This is a genomic window from Methanothermobacter marburgensis str. Marburg, from assembly GCF_000145295.1.
Lineage (GTDB): Archaea > Methanobacteriota > Methanobacteria > Methanobacteriales > Methanothermobacteraceae > Methanothermobacter > Methanothermobacter marburgensis.
On sequence record NC_014408.1, the window covers coordinates 1130818 to 1151196 of the forward strand.

Annotated in this window: 22 protein-coding genes; 9 read left to right on the forward strand and 13 right to left on the reverse strand. The window is 48.1% G+C overall.

The features are described from left to right. Genes MTBMA_RS05975 through tes form a run of 4 tightly spaced genes read right to left on the reverse strand, consistent with a single transcriptional unit; the run spans nt 1 to nt 3647 of the window. A complete protein-coding gene (locus MTBMA_RS05975) occupies nt 1–609 on the reverse strand; it encodes an HVO_0476 family zinc finger protein (protein WP_013296036.1) in 609 nt (202 codons plus the stop codon). Between the two features lie 42 nt (nt 610–651). Continuing rightward, entirely contained in the window at nt 652–1152 is a 501-nt protein-coding gene (hacB, locus tag MTBMA_RS05980) for a homoaconitase small subunit (RefSeq protein WP_013296037.1), read from the reverse strand. An 18-nt stretch (nt 1153–1170) separates the two neighbouring features. After that, on the reverse strand, nt 1171–2151 hold the full coding sequence (locus MTBMA_RS05985; RefSeq protein WP_013296038.1) for a beta-ribofuranosylaminobenzene 5'-phosphate synthase: 981 nt from the start codon (nt 2149–2151) through the stop codon (nt 1171–1173). Nucleotides 2152–2171: 20 nt separating this feature from the next. Then, a complete protein-coding gene (gene tes / locus MTBMA_RS05990) occupies nt 2172–3647 on the reverse strand; it encodes a tetraether lipid synthase Tes (protein ID WP_013296039.1) in 1476 nt (491 codons plus the stop codon). A gap of 163 nt (nt 3648–3810) precedes the next feature. Here tes and MTBMA_RS05995 point away from each other — a divergent pair, with 163 nt between their 5' ends. Then, entirely contained in the window at nt 3811–4326 is a 516-nt protein-coding gene (locus tag MTBMA_RS05995) for a CDP-2,3-bis-(O-geranylgeranyl)-sn-glycerol synthase (RefSeq protein ID WP_013296040.1), read from the forward strand. A gap of 131 nt (nt 4327–4457) precedes the next feature. On the opposite strand, the gene MTBMA_RS06000 is transcribed toward MTBMA_RS05995, so the two are convergent. The 7 genes from MTBMA_RS06000 to truA all read right to left on the reverse strand — a co-directional run bounded on the left by MTBMA_RS06000 (nt 4458) and on the right by truA (nt 12061). Next, nucleotides 4458–5132 carry a hypothetical protein gene (locus MTBMA_RS06000; RefSeq protein ID WP_238523353.1) on the reverse strand — a complete coding sequence of 225 codons (675 nt, stop codon included), beginning with the start codon at nt 5130–5132 and terminating at the stop codon, nt 4458–4460. A gap of 4 nt (nt 5133–5136) precedes the next feature. Further along, nucleotides 5137–6162: a hydantoinase/oxoprolinase family protein gene (locus tag MTBMA_RS06005; RefSeq protein ID WP_013296042.1), complete on the reverse strand. Its 1026-nt coding sequence runs from the start codon at nt 6160–6162 to the stop codon at nt 5137–5139. Nucleotides 6163–6181: 19 nt separating this feature from the next. Then, nucleotides 6182–7162, reverse strand: coding sequence for an ATP-grasp domain-containing protein (locus tag MTBMA_RS06010; RefSeq protein ID WP_013296043.1), 981 nt, complete (start codon nt 7160–7162; stop codon nt 6182–6184). Continuing rightward, complete coding sequence (locus tag MTBMA_RS06015; protein ID WP_013296044.1) at nt 7159–8454, reverse strand: nucleotide sugar dehydrogenase; 1296 nt, start codon at nt 8452–8454, stop codon at nt 7159–7161. The genes MTBMA_RS06010 and MTBMA_RS06015 overlap by 4 nt, the downstream gene beginning before the upstream one ends. 13 nt (nt 8455–8467) lie before the next feature. Then, nucleotides 8468–9772 (reverse strand): non-hydrolyzing UDP-N-acetylglucosamine 2-epimerase, encoded by a 1305-nt coding sequence (wecB, locus tag MTBMA_RS06020; protein ID WP_013296045.1) that lies wholly within the window; start codon nt 9770–9772, stop codon nt 8468–8470. A 22-nt stretch (nt 9773–9794) separates the two neighbouring features. Next, nucleotides 9795–11174 carry a DUF460 domain-containing protein gene (locus MTBMA_RS06025; RefSeq protein ID WP_333473119.1) on the reverse strand — a complete coding sequence of 460 codons (1380 nt, stop codon included), beginning with the start codon at nt 11172–11174 and terminating at the stop codon, nt 9795–9797. A gap of 65 nt (nt 11175–11239) precedes the next feature. Beyond that, nucleotides 11240–12061: a tRNA pseudouridine(38-40) synthase TruA gene (truA, locus tag MTBMA_RS06030; protein ID WP_013296047.1), complete on the reverse strand. Its 822-nt coding sequence runs from the start codon at nt 12059–12061 to the stop codon at nt 11240–11242. 204 nt (nt 12062–12265) lie between these two features. On the opposite strand from truA, the gene MTBMA_RS06035 reads away from it, so the two are divergent. Further along, nucleotides 12266–13183, forward strand: coding sequence for a DMT family transporter (locus MTBMA_RS06035; protein ID WP_013296048.1), 918 nt, complete (start codon nt 12266–12268; stop codon nt 13181–13183). Between the two features lie 37 nt (nt 13184–13220). On the opposite strand, the gene MTBMA_RS06040 is transcribed toward MTBMA_RS06035, so the two are convergent. Continuing rightward, nucleotides 13221–13811: a V4R domain-containing protein gene (locus MTBMA_RS06040; protein ID WP_013296049.1), complete on the reverse strand. Its 591-nt coding sequence runs from the start codon at nt 13809–13811 to the stop codon at nt 13221–13223. A gap of 157 nt (nt 13812–13968) precedes the next feature. On the opposite strand from MTBMA_RS06040, the gene hisA reads away from it, so the two are divergent. Both hisA and MTBMA_RS06050 read left to right on the forward strand, forming a co-directional pair. Then, nucleotides 13969–14709 (forward strand): 1-(5-phosphoribosyl)-5-[(5-phosphoribosylamino)methylideneamino]imidazole-4-carboxamide isomerase, encoded by a 741-nt coding sequence (gene hisA, locus MTBMA_RS06045; protein ID WP_013296050.1) that lies wholly within the window; start codon nt 13969–13971, stop codon nt 14707–14709. Continuing rightward, on the forward strand, nt 14706–15191 hold the full coding sequence (locus tag MTBMA_RS06050; protein ID WP_013296051.1) for an adenylyltransferase/cytidyltransferase family protein: 486 nt from the start codon (nt 14706–14708) through the stop codon (nt 15189–15191). Before hisA ends, MTBMA_RS06050 begins: the two co-directional genes overlap by 4 nt. A 27-nt stretch (nt 15192–15218) precedes the next feature. On the opposite strand, the gene MTBMA_RS06055 is transcribed toward MTBMA_RS06050, so the two are convergent. Further along, nucleotides 15219–16130: a transglutaminase-like domain-containing protein gene (locus MTBMA_RS06055; RefSeq protein ID WP_013296052.1), complete on the reverse strand. Its 912-nt coding sequence runs from the start codon at nt 16128–16130 to the stop codon at nt 15219–15221. An 88-nt stretch (nt 16131–16218) separates the two neighbouring features. On the opposite strand from MTBMA_RS06055, the gene argC reads away from it, so the two are divergent. The 5 genes from argC (at nt 16219) to pyrI (ending at nt 20371) form a co-directional block, all read left to right on the forward strand. After that, a complete protein-coding gene (gene argC / locus MTBMA_RS06060; RefSeq protein ID WP_013296053.1) occupies nt 16219–17220 on the forward strand; it encodes an N-acetyl-gamma-glutamyl-phosphate reductase in 1002 nt (333 codons plus the stop codon). Between the two features lie 95 nt (nt 17221–17315). Then, the gene (locus MTBMA_RS06065; protein WP_013296054.1) at nt 17316–17813 is read left to right on the forward strand and encodes a flavodoxin family protein; all 498 of its coding nucleotides are present in this window, start codon (nt 17316–17318) and stop codon (nt 17811–17813) included. Between the two features lie 33 nt (nt 17814–17846). Next, nucleotides 17847–18683 (forward strand): protein translocase subunit SecF, encoded by an 837-nt coding sequence (locus tag MTBMA_RS06070; RefSeq protein ID WP_013296055.1) that lies wholly within the window; start codon nt 17847–17849, stop codon nt 18681–18683. Next, nucleotides 18680–19888, forward strand: coding sequence for a preprotein translocase subunit SecD (locus tag MTBMA_RS06075; protein ID WP_013296056.1), 1209 nt, complete (start codon nt 18680–18682; stop codon nt 19886–19888). The genes MTBMA_RS06070 and MTBMA_RS06075 overlap by 4 nt, the downstream gene beginning before the upstream one ends. A gap of 18 nt (nt 19889–19906) precedes the next feature. Next, nucleotides 19907–20371 carry an aspartate carbamoyltransferase regulatory subunit gene (gene pyrI, locus MTBMA_RS06080; protein ID WP_013296057.1) on the forward strand — a complete coding sequence of 155 codons (465 nt, stop codon included), beginning with the start codon at nt 19907–19909 and terminating at the stop codon, nt 20369–20371. The last annotated feature ends 8 nt before the right edge of the window (nt 20372–20379 follow it).

Here is a 20379-nt window from a genome sequence, read left to right on the forward strand (position 1 = left end):
TCACACAATCATGTCTGTGAGGTCATGTCTGAACCTGAGGTTTACAGGATAGCCATAAACCCTCTTAATCCTCCGGGCCGGTACGGAGCCCCTTCTTATCATGCTATCCTCTGTCTTTATGCTCCTGATCTTGAAGACGTGTTCATCTATCTTCATGACATCTCCCACCCTGAATTCAAAGTCCCTGTCCACCTCAACCTTTCTTGAGTAGACCTCACCATGGAGGTCCACGGATATACCAACACGGGCGGGAGCCTCGAGTGAAACAGCCCAGAGAGTCTTAACATCGGAGGCTGTGGCTTTATCAACCCTCTTGCCGCTCTTAAGTTCCAGTGATGTTATTTCAACGAGTTTTCCTGATACGGTGATTGCATCGCCTGTTGATACCTCCTCATGGGGGTATAGATCCACCTCATCCCTGTAGGAGCTTCCATGCTCACTTATTATTATTCTGTGGCTTTCGGGCTTTTCAATCACAAGGCTATCCCTGAAGACCGTCCCGCATTCCTCGCATTCAAGTACAAGGTGCTTGACCTTCCTTGATCTGGACTCATCTGTTCTGCTCTTTAAAACCCTGAATGCCTTTGACCCGCAAATCGGACACTGCATCTATTACCCCTCATACATTTCCTGTGAATTTAAATGTTTCTCCTATCCCGAACCTTCTTTCAGCGTCCTGATGTAGTGGTTTACAAGGCCGCCGTCCTGCAGTATCGATAACATGTAGTCGTTGAAGGGCTTCATCTCATATCTCTTTCCAGAGGTGAGGTTCTCAATGAAACCACCCTTGAGATCAGCAGAGATTTCATCCCCGTCCGCCGCATCCACACGAGCCATTATAACGGGAAACCCTATGTTTATGGCGTTCCTGTAGAATATCCTGGCAAAGGATTCTGCAATGATCGCGGCGACACCTGCATGTTTAAGGGCTACCGGGGCTTGTTCCCTCGACGATCCGCATCCGAAGTTGCGCCCGGCCACTATTATGTCGCCCCTCTTAACCTCAGAGGCAAACTCTGGCCTTGCACCCTCCATTACATGGGATGCGAGTTCATCAAGGCTGAAGGTCCGCAGGTAACGACCTGGTATGATCATGTCAGTATCTATGTTATCACCGAATCTCCATACTCTTCCCCTTATAACTTCTTCCATCCATATTCCCTCCTGCACTCAGGATCTGATCACAGAGGCCCCCCTGTTGCGGCCGCCTGTTACAAAGGCCTGCCCGGAATCCATTATCTCCAGAACCGCATCCACCATATCATCAGCTTTCCCATCTGTGACCGCGTATACTGCAGGACCAAATGAACTCATGCCCGCCCCTGCAGCCCCTGCAGACAACATAGCATCTATTAATCTGTCAATCAGTGGGTCCTGAAGATCCCTTTCAACCTTCTTGAATCCTATCTTCTGTATTTCATTAACAGATTCCCCAAAGGCCTCAATGTCCCCTTCAATGACTGAGGGCATCATCTTCATGAGAATTATGTGTGATAGCCTTTCAACCTCCCTGAGGGGGATGGGGCAGTATTCCTGGAATATGTTAACCTCCTTTTTCCCTGAAACGGATCTCTCAATGTGGGGTATGGCAACCACGATATTCCAGCCCTCAGGAAAATCATATCTTGCAATAACCGGTGGTGGAGAGGCATGTGAGGCAGATGACGGCAGGAAGTCAGACTTTTCACGGGTGTTGTGTCCTGCATCCACTATGAATCCTCCCTTTTCAAAGGAGGCGACACCTATACCTGATGTTCCACCCCTACCAACAATCGCTGCCAGTTCCCTTGCCCTTATACTGGCGCCGTGGTACTCTGCGATGAGCTTTGCGGCTGCAAGGGATATCTGGGTCCCCGATCCCAGACCAGAGTGGGCCGGGAACATGCTTTCAACCTTGAAGGCGAATTTTTCATCACTGCCAATGTAACTGAGGGTTCTCTCTGCAGCCGCTGTTATCTTTGAAACGTATTCCTCCCTGAGTGAGCTATCCACTTCACCAGTGAACTCCACAGTGATTTCATCTGAGGCCTCGAGGCCCATAATGAGTTCAGGCTCCCTGAGGGTGATTCCAACCCCTCCATCGAGGCGGCCCCTCCTCCCATTGAGGTCTATGAGGGTGAGGTGTAACCGGGACGGTGTGTTGATGATCAATTCAATTACCACTCCTTCGATTATCCTTTTAGAGGTTTTGAGAACTGCTTTTCAACCTCTGCCCTGTGTATTGAGTTCATGGTACAGAATGGGACTATGCGCCCATCAGGCAGGGCGTAGTGTATGACGCACCTTCTAACCCTCTCAATATCAAAGTTCCATGGGTCCATGAAGTGCATGCATGATACCAGGAGGGTGTTGTAGTGGAATTCCCCAAGGGCACTGTATGATCTCTCCCTGAATACTGATGTTAGTATGCTCTTTATATCAACAGACTCCGGCGCCTTTGATTTGTCGAGGGTTTTTGGAAGTTCTATTGTTGATTTTGCTATCAATTTGGCCTTTGCTGCTATTCCGCCCTTCTCAAGTTCCTTCCTGCCCTTATCGAGTATCTCAAAGAACCTGTCAACATCGATGAACCTTGTTATTGGGATTATTTTTCCGTCCTCTATGAATATGTATGTGGCTGTACCGCAGTGCTGGTGGCATGTGAATGTAACCTGGGGTTCGCCCTCAATGGCCGCAACGAAGTCGGATATTGGGCGGACAGATGATGCCGGGTAGAAGTCGTCCACCGCTATCTCTGAACCTGTCTGTTCCTCCACGAGTTTCTGGAAGTCGGGTATTGTTATGCGCTGCTCCTCAACCCTATCTGCAGGGGTTCTTCCTGCAAAGGACACCGGCTGGAAGTTAACGCCCCTTATTATATCGATGTTTTCAATGGCAAACCTTATTATGTCCCCCACCTGGCTGTCGTTGAGGCCCCTGACGAGTGTGGGGACAAGTACTATTCCAAGACCTGCCTTTCTGCAGTTTTCTATTGCCTGTAATTTCAGTGGCAGCAGATTTTTACCCCTGGATACAAGGTAGGGTTCCTCTGTGACCCCATCGAACTGGAGGTAAACCGTGTTGAGCCCTGCCTCCCTGAGTTCCGCTGCGAGTTCAGGTTTCCGCGCAAGTCTCACTCCATTTGTGGCTATCTGTACATGGGTGAAGCCCTCCTCCCTTGCGAGTTTAACGAGCTCCACTATATCCTTCCTCACAGTGGGCTCACCACCCGCGTACTGAATGGCTGGGGTGGGTACTGGTCTGTTTCTGCGGAGATTTCTTAGCATCTCCCTTATCTCTTCATAGGTCGGCTCATAAAGGTACTTTGAAACGGCAGCATTGGCAAAACAGATGGGACATTTAAGATTGCATCGATTAGTAACATCAATAAGACCAAGAACAGTGTGGCTCTCATGTTCGGGGCAGAGACCACAGTCAAGTGGGCATCCCTTGAGGGGATCTGTCTGCGGGTTCAGTAGCCCCTCACCTTCCTCATCATAATCTTCTGCCTTATGGTAGACCTCGGAATTGCTCCAGTAAACACCCTCAAAGTTTCCGTGCTCCGGGCATTCCTTCCTTATTAGAACCCTGCCCTCGTCCTCAAAGACCTCTGCATCGACGGGTCTGAGGCACTCAGGGCAGAGACTCCTTGTTCTCTTTATTACCACAACAGTCACCTGTTTAATTTGAATATTAAAATCATTGAATCAGTTCACTGGCAAATGTTATATACTTGATGTATGAAATTACAAACCCATGCATCCTCTTCTTGGAGCCTGAACTGACAGGTTCTTACGGTATCTCAATTAAATAATTTTGCGAGGTGTACACGTGAATACCGATATTATCAATATTATAGATGTTCTCTATGTAATATACTTTATGTTACCTGCCTACATGGCAAATATAAGTGGTCTCGTATTTGGTGGGGGTAGACCCCTTGACATGGGTATCACCCTCCGTGATGGCAGGCGCCTCATAGGGGACGGCGTAACCTGGCGTGGCACCGCGGCTGGTACCCTCATTGGGCTGCTTGTGGGATTAATTCAGGGTCTTCTTTCAGGTTCAGTTATAATTGGAGCAATAACTGGTCTTTTACTTGGATTCGGAGCCCTCCTGGGAGATGCGGCGGGTAGTTTCATAAAACGAAGGCTCAAAATAGATAGGGGTAGGCCCGCGCCCATCCTTGATCAGCTTGACTTCGTTGTCGGGGCCCTGATACTGGTATCTCCACTAAGGGTGCTACCAGTTGATTACATCATCCTGATAATGCTTATCACACTGGTCCTTCATCTTTCAGCAAACATCATAGCATACCTCATCGGTATGAAGGATGTCTGGTACTGATATTGGGAACAGCTACCCCCAAAAAAAGTTTAAGGGTCATAAAAAATAACCCCCACCATTTAATTACGATAGAACAGAACTGCTGGCCCTCAAAAGTTTAAGGGTCATAAAAAATAACCCCCACCATTTAATTACGATAGAACAGAACTGCTGGCCCTCAAAAGTTTAAGGGTCATGAAAAATACCTCATATGCCGATGACCACTCAGGGACCTCATAGACCAGTGTGGGATAACCCGCTGCAGCAAGTGGTCTTGAGAAGAGTCTGGCAGATGAACTCCTGTACCTTGTTTTTCCTGAGACCGGGTAGTAATTGAAACCTTCCTTCCTGAGGCTTTCAGCGATTTGCACTGAGGGTTCATCCATCTGTGGTGTTGCAACATAGAATCCCTCACCATAACCCGGTGCATGGGCATGGGCGATTATCACAAGGTCATAATCAGATTTCATTACATCTGGGAGGATGTAGGTGGCTGCAAGGCCCTCACCATTGGCTCTGCCCTTGCTGTAATCCATTGGACTGTCCTCAACATTTATACTGTAAAGTGCAACCTCCACAGGGAGAAGTGCGAATGCCCTGCTGACCCACTGGACTGGTGCAACTGAAACCTCCTCCCGTGGATGTATCCCTGTTACAACGGCTATCTTTATGTTCTGCTTCCCGTAATGTGCATAGACATCCTTTGTAACATATCCCCTGGAATCCGAGCCGATGGTTGAATGGTCAGATAGGTTCATGATTACAAGGGGGGTTACAATCAGGAGGAGGATCCCGGCAATTAAAATCCTTGATTTCAACTCGACCATCCATCTATCTGTTCTGGAGGTAATCCTCCATCAGGAGTGCTGTGCCAACTGCAGGGGCCACCACACACTCCTCCTCTGTCAGGAATTCGTCCATGGTTCTGCATTTGAGGTCAAGAATTTCCGCGGCCCTTTTTGCAAGAACATTCATTCCAAGGCCAGTGGCGATCACCTCATCAAGGTTCTCGCGCTCTGAAACCTCTGCGATTCCCTCTGCTATCTTGAGTATCTGCTGGTGGTAGATGTACTCTGACACCTCAAGTATATCCTCTGGTTCAAGGAGTTCCAGGTCGGCGCATAGGACGCGGGCTATCCTGAGCATGCAATCTTCAATGGATCTCCCTGAACCATCAGGTGTACTGCAGGTGTAGTCGGATTCCCTGATATTGCCGAGTACCCTGTGAACATCGGCCGTTATTGCAAAAAGTTCAGATGAAACCCTGAACCATTTATCATGCAGGGGGACCCTGTCGACTATCGTTGCCACATTGGTTCTCAGTGTACCCGTGTAGACAAGTTCACCAGTTGATAGTCTTTCAAGGTCATTCCTTCCCCTTGCAGCCTCGAATCCGTCCTTGACGGGTATTATATCCGTTGTTGTGCTTCCCACGTCCACCATTATGCAGTCGCTGCTCATTGCAGAGGCTATCTGTGAGGTGGCAACCCAGTTGGCTGCAGCCACATCCATGGGGTCCCTGACCGCCTCGGAGGCATCCACCATACCCGAGAGGCTCACGTATGCCACTGGAACATCAAATGCGCTCTGGACACTTTCAACTATATCTATAACTCCCTCTGCCTTGCTTGGGTATGCGTCCACAAGTTCCGCTGTCATGCATACGCCAACGCCATCAAGATCATCAAGATCATCCCCTGTAAGCTCAATCAGGGTCTCTGAAAGTTCATCATGTTTAAGCCACATGGGGAGGTACCTGAAGTCCACACGGACTTTCTTCATTTCCCCATCGGCTCCAAACTCTATTAATGCCATGTCAGTGTTTGCTCCTCCAATATCAAATCCCACGATCTTCATCAAGGTCAACTCCATACCTTTAATTCCCCTCTTCAGCTCCCCTGCGGATATCCACAACCATGCCCCTGGAACCTTTTCTGAAGTGTGCTGTTCCATTGAATTTAACACGCTCTGGAAGTTCACCCATAACAGATTGAAGGACCATATGGCCCAGGTTTTCCTCTGAAATCCTTCTGAGTCCTATGTAGGGTGTTGTGATCCTGGAGTTTATTTCAACAACATATGGTTTATCTGCAAGTATCATGTCCACACCAACGTAGCCCCTCAAACCCTCAATGGATTCCACAGCCCTTCTGGCAACCCTGAAGGCCTCATCCTTCATCCTGTGATCCACAGGGGTGACGCCCCCATTATACTCCAGTGAATCCCCCCTTATGAGGATATTCTGCCTGTTGAGGCTCATTGGAAGTGCTCTTCTTCCATCAGAGAGCAGGCTCACGCTGACGCTCTCCCCCTCAACAAATTCCTGTATTATCATATTCTCAGGGATTTCAGGGATTTTCCCCGCCTCAAGTATCCTTATACCCTGGCAGGCAACACCGTCTGCGGGTTTTATGAGAACCCTTGATTGCAGTTCTTCAAGATCATCCCGTTCATAGGTCCTTATGAGGGGAACCACACCCCTGAGGGCCCTGTAGGTCATCCTCTTATCTGAGCATATGCGGACCGCCTCACTACCTGAGCCGATAAGAAGTACCCCTGAGTCCTCAACCAGTTCTGTGAGTTTATAGAGTTCCATATCCTCTTCTGCTGCGATGAATATGCAGGCATCAAATCTATGAAGGTTTGCTCTGAGCCATTCCCTGAGGGAACCTGTGATGATTGTTGGTCTGCAGTTGGACTGGATTTCAATATCAGAGAACTTCTCAGAGAGAAGAAACTCAATTTCAAGGTTGCCGAAATCAGCCAGAAGAGCCTCAAGCATTGAACGGCCCTCAAGGAATATCTCGGGGTCTTCAATCCCTGAGGCAGTTGCATATTCAAATACAAGCAGGTTCAAGGGCGCCCCACACCCCTGAATATTATGCCATGTTCTCTGAATTTTTCAGGGTCCAGAACCGGTCTGGTGCAGATGAATATCCCCCCAACTATCATCTCAGGGGTTATTTCAAGATATTCAGAATGATCCGTCATGAGAACCACACAGTCAGATTCAAGGGCCTCCTCCAGCGGGACAGGTTCAACACCCATTTTCTTTATCAGCACAGGGTCAACATGGGGGTCGTTGACAACGACCTCAGCCCCCTCGGATATGAGTGCTGCCACAAGGGGCCTTGTTGGTGTCTTCCTTGCATCTGCAACGTCGCCCTTATAGGCCACGCCAAGAACACCCACCCGTGACCCTGCAAGGTCCCGGCCAGCTGATTCAAGTGCATCCCTTATGATGTCAAGGACATGGAATGGCATGGATTCATTGACCTCCCTGGCCGTCCTTATGAGTCTTGCTGGTACACCATGTTTCTCTGCCATCTCAACTATGAAGTAGGGGTCTATCGACAGGCAGTGACCCCCAACACCGGGTCCTGGAGTGTGGAGGTTCACCCGGGGGTGGTGGTTTGCTGCCTCAATGGCCTTTATGGCGTCTATGCCAAGCGACTCACATATCACTGCAAGTTCATTGGCGAGGGCTATGTTGGTATCCCTGTAGGTGTTCTCCATGAGCTTAACCATTTCTGCTGTTATAATGTCATCCACAACTATTACCTCGCCCCTTGTGACCTTACCGTAAAGTTGAGCGGCCATCTCTGCACTTTTCCCATCGATGCCCCCTATGACCCTTGCATTGTTCTGCATCTCATGGAGTGTGTTGTTTGGAAGGGCCCTTTCAGGTGTGTATGCAAGTCCAAAGTCCCCTGATGCACGTAAACCTGTTTTTTCAAGTATCGGAAGTACAACGTTCTCGCATGCACCCGGAGGTACGGTGCTCTCTATAATCACAAGGTCGCCCTTCTTAAGACCCTTTGAGATTGTCTCTGTCGCTGAGATCACAGCAGAAAGGTCAGATGTGTTGTCGCTGTTAACAGGTGTCGGTACCACCACAACCATCACGTTTGATTCCTCTGCGGCGCTAACACCATCGACAGTTGCCCTCAGTTTACCTTTCCCAACAACCTCAGCAACGAGTTCATCAAGACCCGGTTCAGGGACAGGTGATTTTCCTATGTTGACCTTTTCCACCGTTTCTGTGCTTATGTCAACCCCTGTAACATCAAATCCTGCCCTGGCAAAAAGTGCTGCTGTTGGAAGGCCTATGTGTCCAAGGCCAAATACTGCTATCCTGTAATTGTCCATGTCAATTCCTCCATCACCTGTACTCAATCAAAACATCCTTATCCTTCAGGTTAAGTGTATGGGAAGGAAAAACCGGTTCTCCTCCAGCATAAACCATCCTTATAACTGCATTATTCCTTTCAGAGAATTCAGCCACCGTAATATTCTCATCCACATGTATAAGCCTTCTTGATGGTGCTTCCATGACCTCAGCGGGTGGTTTCATTGTGAGCCTGCCTTCCCTGTGTAGCCGCAGGGTCTCATCCAGTATCCTCTCTGAGGCATGGCCGTCACCGTAGGGGTTCTCTGCCCTCATCATTCCCTCTCTGAAATCAGGGTCCTCAAGGAGTCTCCTGGCTGTTGTGGTTATCCTGTTCTTATCGGCACCTACAAGTATGTTACCCCCGGCCTCAACAGTTTCCGGGCGTTCAGTATTGTATCGCAGGGTTAAACAGGGTACATTGAAGGTTATGGCCTCCTCCTGGAGTCCTCCCGAGTCAGTGAGTACCATGAACGAGTTTGAAAGTAGAAGAAGGAAATCAAGATAGCCCATTGGCTTCTTTAATGTGACGTGCTCCGCCTCCAGCAGTCTGGTGTAGAGGCCAGATTTTTCCAGGTTCTTTCTGGTCCTTGGATGAACCGGGAAGACTATCCTGAATTCCTCAAGTTCAAGTATGGCCTCCACTATTGATCTGAGCCTTTCAGGGTTATCCACGTTCTCTGCGCGGTGGAGGGTCAGCGCAACAAGTTTTTCGTCCCCCTGAAACTCTGAGAGGATATCTGATTTCTTTGATGCTATTTCAATATTCCTGAGGCAGGCGTCAACAACCGTGTTTCCGGTTACAAATACTGCCTCTGGATCAGCACCCTCCATGAGGAGGTTAATGGCAGATTCCTCAGTGGGTACATAGTAGAGTTTTGAGCATGCATCTGCCACCATCCTGTTTATTTCCTCCGGCATGGTCCTGTCAAAGGATCTGAGTCCAGCCTCCACATGTCCCACGGGTATGTGGAGCTTCACCGCTGCAAGGGCCCCTGCAAGGACAGCGTTTGTGTCTCCCTGTACCATAACGATATCAGGTTCCTCCCTCATGAGGACATCCTCTATGCCCCTTAGCATTTCCGCAGTCATTGCACCATGACTCCCCGACCCTGCACCTATATTGTGGTCCGGTGAGGGGAGTTCCAGGTCAATGAAGAACTGGTCTGACATTTCATGGTCGTAGTGCTGACCTGTGTGTATGAGCGTGAAGTCAAGGTTGCGCCTTTCTATCTCATCTATGACAGGGGCCATCTTTATTATCTCTGGCCGCGTTCCCAAAACAACTGCAATCTTCATTTTAACCACTTGAAAAGTCTCATTAATGATTTCTTCTTCTCTGAGCCCTGTATTCAGTTATTACCCTCAGAAGCTCCTCTTCTTCTCTTTTCTTTCTCTTTTCATTTAATCTGTGTTTCCATTTTTTAATTTCTCTATTTAAATCTTGAGTTTTAACTGAGCCGAAATCATCATGTATCTGAATATCAAGGGATTCCCTGGATATGACGGGCACTTCGGCCTCCTCGAAAACCTCAAGGGCCTGGTGGGACATTCTGTCCTCTGTTATAATGGCACAGGGTTTCAGGTCCCTTAATATCCTTGCGGTCTGTGAGCCCCCGCCCTCGGAACTTCTGAGTAGAAGCACGTCACCCCTCTTTATCTTCCACCGGGAACATGCGCTCCTTATACCCTCCCTTGTGAAGCTATCAATTATCTTCACAGGTGATGTGTTTTCCGATGACTCCATGTCCTTTATCTGAAGCAGTGCGTCAAGGTCCCTCTCAAGGGATTCCCTGCGTTCCCGCTCCCTCGTGTATTTCCTCTGAAGCTTTTCAATGACCTTGAGTTTATGTGATAACTCCCGGTTGAGTAAAAGGTCCCTTGAATATTCATACTGTAACCTTTCAAGCTTTGACTCCAGCTTTGACTTCTCCTTCTCGAGTTTCCTTATCCTTTCCTTAAGGGACCTCCCCTCCCTTTTGAGTTTTTCAATTGTCAACCGCTGGTGCCTTATAGTTGAACGCTGAGTCCTTATGGTCCTCCTGAGTTTTTCAACGTCTCCGTGGGATTCTTCATCAGCAGCTGAAAATTTGGAGGTTTCTATCTCAGAACCCCCCTCCATAGGTCCAGAAGAGATTTTATCTACCTCTTCCAGTTCTTTAAGTGATCTTATTGCTTCTGCAACTGGTTTTCCCATTATAACCAGGCCCTTGACCTCAAGGGTTTCCCCTGCTGTGAGGCCAGTACCCTCAACCTTCCTCTCAATTTGTCTCAGTTTCTTTTCATAATGCCTGTAGGCCCTCAAAGCCGCTGCAAGGGCGTCCCTTTCATGGGAGTTTTCCGGTGCATTCTCAGATTCCCTTAGAAATTCTGATACCAGTTCATTCTTGAATGATACCGTTAAAACCTTCTCCGGAGTATATAATTTAGCGTTGAGCATTGAAGCGATCCTTTTAACCGCTCCGGGAGGGGGGTATACGTCCGATGCAACAACTACGGGTTTTCCATATTCTATTATCTCCTCTATTATGCTGGACCTTGAGGCCTCCTTCATGCTTCCAAGGTAGAGAAGTCTCCCCTCCAGGTCTAGGACTGCCAGGCCAACCGTGAGGCCGGGATCAACACCAACTATCGTTAGGGGTTTCGCAGCACCCCTATCAGGATTTCTATTCTGCTGCAGATTATGATCCTCCAGAATTATCGCTTCCCTGGTTACCTATATTCTATAATAAATTATTTAGAGTTTTGGATAAACCAGAGAGGAACCTAGTCAGAGTCGCCTATATCTTTCAGGGAATCTCCCATGACCCTCCTTACCATTGACATATCACGGTACCTCCTGAATTCCTCCTCAAGTAGGGATCTGAAACGTTCAATGGCATATTCATCATGCCTGAGTTTTATCTTAACCCCATATTTGAGGTCCATGAGGATGAGGTTCTCAGGGGGTGCCGGGTCTATGAAAACCCTTTCGTCTGTATCCAGAAGTCTTGGAACATCATCTGGAGATAGTTCCCCCTCTGAAACCAGCAGGAGGACCCTCACCATTTTGCGTACCATCTGCCAGAGGAAGCTTTCACCGTAGACGTCCACCAGGATGGAGTTATCATCTTCTGATACCCTGACATCATTTATTTTTCTTATGGGATTCCTGTCCCTCCTCCTTGAGAAGTTGCTGAAGTCGTGGGTGCCTCTGAAGTGTTCAGCTGCCTTGGCCATTGCATCAATGTCCATGGACTCCCCCCTGTGGAGAATGTAGCGGTAGTGTCTCTCAAGGGGGTAGCGCACCTTGAATGGGTACATTACAGATGCCCAGGCAAGGACCTTTATGTCATGGGGGAGGAGGTCATTTATCTGGTTCACATGGATCTCCTCCTCTGTGAAGAAGCTCACAAAATTTCCCAGTGCATGGACACCCCTGTCAGTCCTGCCGGCTATCTGGAAGCGGGAATCTCCAGGACTTCTGATTACGCCGGCCTCCTTCAGGGCATCAAGGAGTTTTCCCTCCACAGTGGGGACATCAGGCTGTCTCTGAAACCCGTGATAGTTGGTACCGATATATGCAACCTTAAGTGCTATCTTCCTCATATTAGATCCCCCTGAACAATGTTACAGAGCAATGGATGCTTTAATTCTTTATTGATGAACATTTGACTAAGAAGCATGACTCCTGAAATAACATACACTCCTTTTATAGTCTGGTCAGAGATATCTGAACCATGATATCATGCCATGTTTTATATGTGATCCGCAAGTTATATTTTGATGATTCACTCACTCTGGGGTGCAGGTATGCGAAAGGTCTGGGGTTATCTAAGTATCATAACTGCAACGGTTTTCTTTGGTATGTCAGCAACCCTTGACAAGATAATGTTATCTGAGATGCACCCCATAACCATCGGGGCCTACACATACCTCATTGCAGGCATTTTTCTTTTCATGGTGAGGCAGTCACCCCTAAAAGAGAATATACTTGACGTGTTAAACAGAACAGGTGGGATAGAGAGCAGAATAACCGGAAGGGATTACCTTTTACTCCTGCTCACAGCACTCCTCAGTACGGTTATTGCACCTGTACTTTTCCTTACAGGTCTTGGTGAGACAACAGCCGTTAATGCATCCCTCCTTTTAAACATTGAGGTCCTCTTCATTATTATCTTAGGTTACCTGATTTTCAGGGAGACGCTTAAATTTAAGGACCTCCTTGGAATAATGCTTCTCATAGGTGGCGCCGCCTACCTCGTCAGTGAGGGTGAGTTTCAGAGCCTCTTCAACAATGTGGCGCTGAGCGGCAACCTCCTTGTTATCTTGGCGGCCTTCTTCTGGAGCCTTGACACAGTCCTCAGTAAATTTTTAAGCAAAAAAAGAGACCTCATCCTTCTTTCAGGTATCAAAAGTTCGGTGGGGGGCTTTCTGCTCCTGATTATCATGCTGATTCTCGGTTTGAGCACAGCTCTTCCAACTGAAATGCTCCCCTATGCACTCATGGTTTCGATTTTCAGTATAGGCTGCTCATTCATCCTTATCTACATTGCAGTAAGGGAGATAGGCGCGGCGATGGTGGGGTCCCTGTTCCCCCTATCGTCACTCTTTGGGGCCATATTTGCGTTTTTAATCCTGAATGAACCCTTTTCAGCCATGCAGGTGGTTTCTGGAATTGTGATGCTCACCGGGGTTATAATTCTCTACTGGAACGGCATGAAAAAATAGTTTGGAGTTATAATCCTCTACTGAAACAGCACATTGATCAGATTCTGGCCCTCACATCAAACTGGCAGAAGGAGTAGCCATTGGTCCAGCAGCGCCTCTCATATGCATCAACCCTTCCCCCAAGTATCTCAGAGAGGGCCCCTGCTATTATGCCTGCCTCAAAGAAGCAGATGGGACGTCCGATGTTTGGAAGGCCCGAACACTCGATGCACTCATAGACCCTTATATCCATCGTGAGGTGCCTTCCATTCCCTTCTTCAGATATCACGTCAAGTATCCCGAGTTTATGCTCCAGCATTAACTCCCCCAGTGATCTCGTGTCATCTGCAAGGCCCTCCTTTATGAGCGCCCTTCCAAGGTTCATGCCCCCAATGTATGAGACACCTGCAGCTGACCCCGCGATTATATCAGGGATATTGAAGTGGCCTAGGCGGAAGCTGGATACATACTTATCATCCTCTTTGAAAGCTGAAAAATACCTTCTACTTGGATTCAGGAGGTCTCTGAACTCTATACTCTCCTTCAAGGGGCCCCTTGGACCCATAAGAGTTCCATTTCCTGTTTCAGATTTGATTTCATTGTCTGTGATCTTCCTGTATTCCCTGATGAGGGCCCTTAAACCGCTCATTGCAAACACCTATCTATGTCCTAATATATGTTGGTGAAATTCTTAAATATTTTCAGTGAAAAGTGGGTATCATATGGAGAAGATAATTATTGCAAGGGTATTGCAAGGGTTTTTCTTAGAGGCCCTTTTAAACATCGATTAACTTTAAAGTGATAATATGACCTTCAGAAAGGATAGGATGCTCATAATTCCGGCTGTTGATATAAGAAACGGTAAATGCGTCCAGCTTGTGCAGGGAAAACCTGGCACCGAGCAGGTTGTGATTGATGACCCTGCCGGTGTGGCAGAGAGGTGGGAATCCCTGGGGGCTGAGACCATCCATGTGGTTGACCTTGACGGTGCCCTGGGTTCAGAGAGGAATACCGATATCCTTAAAGAAATCACAGAAAGGGTCTCTGTGCCACTCCAGATAGGTGGGGGAATAAGAAGTAAGGAATATGCCTCTGAACTCCTGGAGATGGGCTTTGAGAGGATAATACTCGGCACCATGGCCATCGAGAACCCTGAGGTTATAGGGGATCTTTCAGGGGAATATGGCTCGGACCGTATAATGGTCTCACTCGATAGCAGAAACTCAAAGGTGGTGATAAGGGGATGGACAGAGAATATAGAACATACAGCAGTGGAAATGGGCAGAAAACTCCAGGAAAAGGGGGCTGGAAGTATACTCTTTACAAATGTGGACTTTGAGGGCCTTCTCTCCGGATTTGATCCAGAACCTGTGGTTGAACTTGTGAACGCCGTTGATGTGCCCGTTATTTACTCAGGGGGTATCAGCAGCATTCAGGACATCGAGGATCTCCAGAAAACAGGTGCCGCTGGGGTTGTTATTGGCTCAGCGATTTATAAGGGCAGGATAGACTTCAGGGAGGCCTTAAAATATCAGGAATTGAAATGAAAAGATTCTCTGATAAGCGAACTCAAATTAAAACCGTCATGGCAACAGGCACATTTGACATAATCCACCCGGGACACGGATTTTTCCTTGAGGAGGCAAAGAAACTTGGGGGAGAAAACGCCAGACTGGTGGTTGTACTTGCAAGGGACTCCACGGTAAGGGCACGTAAGAGGACACCAATCATAGGTGAGAAGCAGAGACTTGAAGTTGTAATGATGCTCAAACCCGTTGATGAGGCCTACCTTGGCAGTGAAACAGATATGTTTGAAATAGTTCACAGATTGAAGCCTGATATAATTGCCATAGGCCCTGATCAGAAGTTCGATATCGATGAACTGCGTGATGAACTCAGGAGAAGGGGCCTTGAGTGTGAGGTTAAAAGGGTGGGTAAATACAGAAGATCCGAACTTGACAGTACCTGTAAGATAATAAAAAAGATACGGAAGATGGAATTTGATGAGGACGCCCTGAAAAACTGCTAAAAAATAAAAAATTGAATATTTGAGATTCTAGAATGGTAATTCAGCGTAAACACCATTTATGAATGCGCTGGAGGTGTCCCAGTTTTTTATTGTGCCGAGCGTGTTTGAGAAGCTTGTTGCGTCTGCGTCATACCATTTTCCGTTGATATATAACTGTCCCCAGACGTGTCCATAGGTGTTTCCGCTTCTAAATACGCATTTACCGTGCATGTACCTTGCTGGTATGTTTGCAGCCCTTGCAAGAGCAACCAGAAGATGTGTGTGGTCACAGCAGTTGGCTGACCTCTTGTGGAGTGTCTCAACCGCACCGTTTTTTGTGTTGTAGTAGAAGCTGTAGTCTATATTATCCCTGACCCAGTTGAATATGCGGACAGCTTTCTCATAGGTTGAAGTGCATCCTGCAGTCAGGTTAGAACTTAGAGAAGAAATTTCAGGATCCGAAACCTGGCAGTTTTCTGTTTCCCTGAGGTAATCGCCCATCTCAGCATACCCGATCCGCGTAACCTTTCTGTAGCGTGTCTCTGTAACCCATCTGTAGGTTTTGCGGTACTTGGTCACATAGGTGTAGCTGTAGACGTACCTCACCCTGTACTTTCCCTTCCTGTAGTAGTACCTCTTTATGGGAGTCTTAATCTTCACCTTGTATGGTTTCATGTAGGAAACCTTCACCCTCACGGTATACGGGACATACTCGTGGTAGGTGTAGTTCACTGTTGTCGATGAAGATACCTTTGTGTACGCAGAGGTGCTGGCTGCTGTGCTGTTAACCGTTGCATTGGATGTTATGTTTGAATCAGTTGCACTCACATACCCTGCAGGCAACACTGCCACCCCGAGAAGTAGCAGCACTGCAAATATCGAGTGACGCTTAATTTTACCGCCTCCATTGTGGGGGTAACTCCTCCCCCGTGGACATTCAAGAATTCTATGCCACTCCATTTATAAGTTTTTGGTCCATTTAAGCAGAATACAACCTTATTTAAATGCATTCCACCAAATTAGTAATAAATTAGCAAAGGTGATTGACGTGATCAGTGCGGGTATTATTGGAGCCAGCGGATATACAGGTGGTGAACTCCTCAGATTACTTGATAACCACAGTAGAGTGGAGGTGGTGGCTGCAACCTCAAGGCAGTACAGTGGTCTTCCTGTATCGCGGGTACATCCCCATCTCCAGGACACTGACCTGAAATTTGAGGAGTCCATGGAAAAGATGGACGCGGATATAGTTTTCACGGCCACCCCCCATGGAGCCTCCATGAAGATCGTTCCTGATCTGCTAGAGAGGGGTATGCGGGTTGTGGATCTCAGCGGGGACTACAGGTTTCAGAACATCAGGACATATGAGGAGTGGTATGGGATCAAACATGAAAAACCCCTTGAAGCGGTCTATGGTCTTCCCGAGATTCACCGGGAGGAGATAGCATCTGCAGATCTTGTGGCGAATCCTGGATGTTTTCCCACAGGTGCAATACTTGCATGTCTCCCACTGGTTTATGAGAAGCTTGCCGACACATTCATAATTGATTCAAAGACAGGTGTGAGTGGTGCCGGTGTGAAGCCAACCCCCCTCACCCATTACCCTGAATGCAGTGACAATGTTACCGCCTACAACGTGACAAGACACAGACATACGCCTGAAATAAGGCAGGAACTTTCAAGGTTCAACCCTGTGAGGCTCAGCTTCACCCCACACCTTGTCCCGGTAACAAGGGGCATCCTCACAACCGCACACGCCTTCCTCAATGAGGACCTCCGTCAGGATGAACTCAGGGAGATATTCCGGGGCTTCTACGATGGAGAACCCTTTGTCAGGGTTGTTGATGGGATGCCTGTGCTCAGTGCTGTGAGGGGTTCAAACTTCTGCCACATAGGATGCTTTGAGGTGGATGATAACCAGAGGGCCGTTATAGTCTCTGCCATAGACAACCTTGTGAAGGGTGCCTCAGGTCAGGCCATACAGAACATGAACATAATGTGTGGATTCAGTGAGGTGGAGGGCCTTGACTTTCCTGGAATGCATCCATGACATTCTGGATTCAAGGGAAATATTAAGTGAACAGAAAATTATATTATAAATAGATGGATCAGATTATCTGTTAGGTGATGAAGCTGAGTGATACGATGAAGACATGTGTGATCTACTATTCACGCACAGGAAACACTGCAATGGTGGCAAAGACACTTGCAGAGGAATTGAATGCTGATCTAATTGAAATCAAGGATCTTAAGGATAGAAGAGGATTTTTAAGTAGTTTTAAGTCCTCAATAGATGCTTTGAGAGAATCAAAGACCCCAATCAGTCCAGAAAGGGTTGAACTCTCAGAATATGACCTCATATACATTGGCACCCCAACCTGGGCCGGGAAGCCTGCACCTGCAGTGATAACCTTCATTGACAGGGCCGACTTCCTTGGGAAGGATGTGATACCCTTTACAACCATGAGCAGACAGGGTGGTGAAGGTGCGATAGAGCGCATGTCTGAAAAGATAAGGGCCCGCGGGGGCCGTATAGTGAATTTCTTCATGCAGAAAACCGGTGGAAAGGAGCTTATCCAGGTGAGGGAGGATACACTCAAGCTTATGGCAGAAAAGGACCTGAAGATATACAGCTCCAGGTGATGAACTGCCAAAGAGATTTCACAGGTGATAACATTGTTTGATAGGATGTTCAGATCATACAAGCCGCTCATAGCAATACCTGCAGCCATAACACTGCTGGCCCTTCTCCTTGTGGTTTTCCATGGTCTCAATGAAAGCGTGGACCTCAGGGGCGGGGCTCTCGCAGAGCTAACCCTTGAGAAGAGCATCAGTGGTCCGGAACTGGAATCACTCCTCAAGGGTGAACTGGGCCTGGATGATGTGAAGGTGCTCTCGGTGACAGGTAAAAGGGCGACGGTACAGTTCGGTACCGATGTGGATGTTGTCAGGGTGAGTGATGCCCTTAAGGGAACCGCGACCATAAACAGTTACAAGTCAGTAGGACCTGTACTGAGCAAGCAGGCACTGAATCAGATATACTGGGCCGTTGGATTCGCATTCCTCTTCATGTCGATCACCGTTTTCATAGTATTCAGGGACCCGATACCCTCCATCGCTATTATCCTTGCAGCAGCGTCCGACATAATAATAGCGGTTGGTGGTATGTCACTCTTCGGCATACCCCTCTCCCTTGCCTCAGTGGGGGCCATACTCATGCTCATAGGTTACAGTGTGGACACGGATATTCTCCTCACAACCAGGATCCTGAAACAGAGGAAGGGTGACATCAACCAGAGGGCTCTTGGGGCCATGAAGACGGGGCTCACCATGTCCATATCGGCCATAGCCTCAATGACAGCCCTGTACCTGGTCACTGTCTTCCTCATGCCGGAGGCACAGGTCCTCAGTAACATAGCCGCTGTACTCATAATAGGGCTCCTTGCAGACATCATAACCACCTGGCTCATGAACCTTGGAATTCTGAGGTGGTACCTGGAGGTTAAAGCATGAACAGGAAGGTTTCAAAATTCCTCAAAGATTACAGGGTTATACTCCTCCTTGTCCTCGTTGCAGGCAGTATAGCTGCGGTGTCAACCCTGGGGATCCAGCAGGGTCTTGACCTCAAGGGGGGTTCGCTCATACAGATAAAGCTTGAAAAGCCGGTGGATGCTGCCACAATGAATACAGTGACAAGCGTGCTGGACAAGAGGCTCAACATATTCGGTGTCAAGGACGTGAAGGTGCGTGCCAGTGGCGATCAGAACGTTATAGTTGAAATTGCAGGGGTCCAGCCAGATCAGGTTGCAGACATAGTTGGTAAACCAGGTAAATTTGAGGCCAGGATAGGAAACGAGACCGTCCTCACAGGGGCGGACATTGTGAGTGTTCAGGCACCCATAATCACAGCCAATGAATGGGAGGTGCCCTTCAAGCTTTCAACTGCAGGGGCGCAGAGGTTCGCTGAGGCTGCCAGGGGCAAAGCAGGGCAGCCAGTCAACATGTACCTGGATGACCGTCTGATCACCTCCCCTGAGATTTCACCGGAGGTTGCAACAGGAAAACCGACCACTGATGTCAGTATAACCGGGGCTGAGAACAGCAAGGAAGAGGCTGAGGCTCAGGCCAAGGAGATAGAGACACTCCTGAAATCAGGGTCTCTTCCTGTGAAGGTTAAAATTGTTGGTGTGAGCAGTGTATCTGCAGAACTTGGAAAACAGTTTGTGGAGGGTGCACTCATCGCAGGGCTTCTTGCTGTCCTTGCAATTGCCGTCATACTCATAATACGCTACAGGACACCCATCCTTGTTGTGCCCATCTTCATGACGACACTTGCGGAACTCATAATCATCCTTGGTGCTGCTGCTGTTATAAGGTGGAACATTGACCTTGCGGCAATAGCAGGTATGCTGGCAGCCATAGGTACCGGTGTGGATGACCAGATCATCATAACAGACGAGGTACTGGCAGGTGAGGGCAGGAGAACCAGACGTAAGTTCAGGATAAAGGATGCCTTCTTCATAATATTCGCATCTGCAGGTACCCTTATAGCTGCAATGCTTCCGCTGGCCTACGTTGGCTTTGCAAGGGGTGCCACCGGTATAGGTCTCCTTGCAGGTTTCGCATTCACCACCGTCCTTGGTGTGCTCATAGGTGTATTTATAACAAGGCCAGTGTATGCAAAGTTCATTGAAACCTTCAATCTGGGTAGAAGGTGATCTGAAGGTGGGTATGAGATGAAGAAACCCTTTGAACTGCGGGTCAAGCCGATAAAGAACGGGACGGTTATAGACCATATAACCGCCAACAGGGCCCTCAATGTACTCAATATCCTTGGATTGCCCGATGGAAGGAGCAAGGTGACGGTTGCCATGAACATGGATTCATCCCAGCTTGGCTCCAAGGACATTGTTAAGATAGAGAACAGGGAACTTGAGTCATCAGAGGTGGATCAGATAGCCCTGATAGCCCCGCGGGCCACCATAAACATCATAAGGGATTACAAGATTGTTGAAAAGGCCAAGGTGAGGCTTCTGGATGAGGTTAGGGGCATCCTGAGGTGTCCCAACCCCAACTGTATCACCAACAGCGATGAGGGCGTTGAGAACAGGTTCTATGTAATATCAAAGGAACCTGTGATGCTGCGATGCTATTACTGTGAGCGCCTCATTGAGACCGAGGAGATAGAATCCCAGTTTTAGGAGTGATT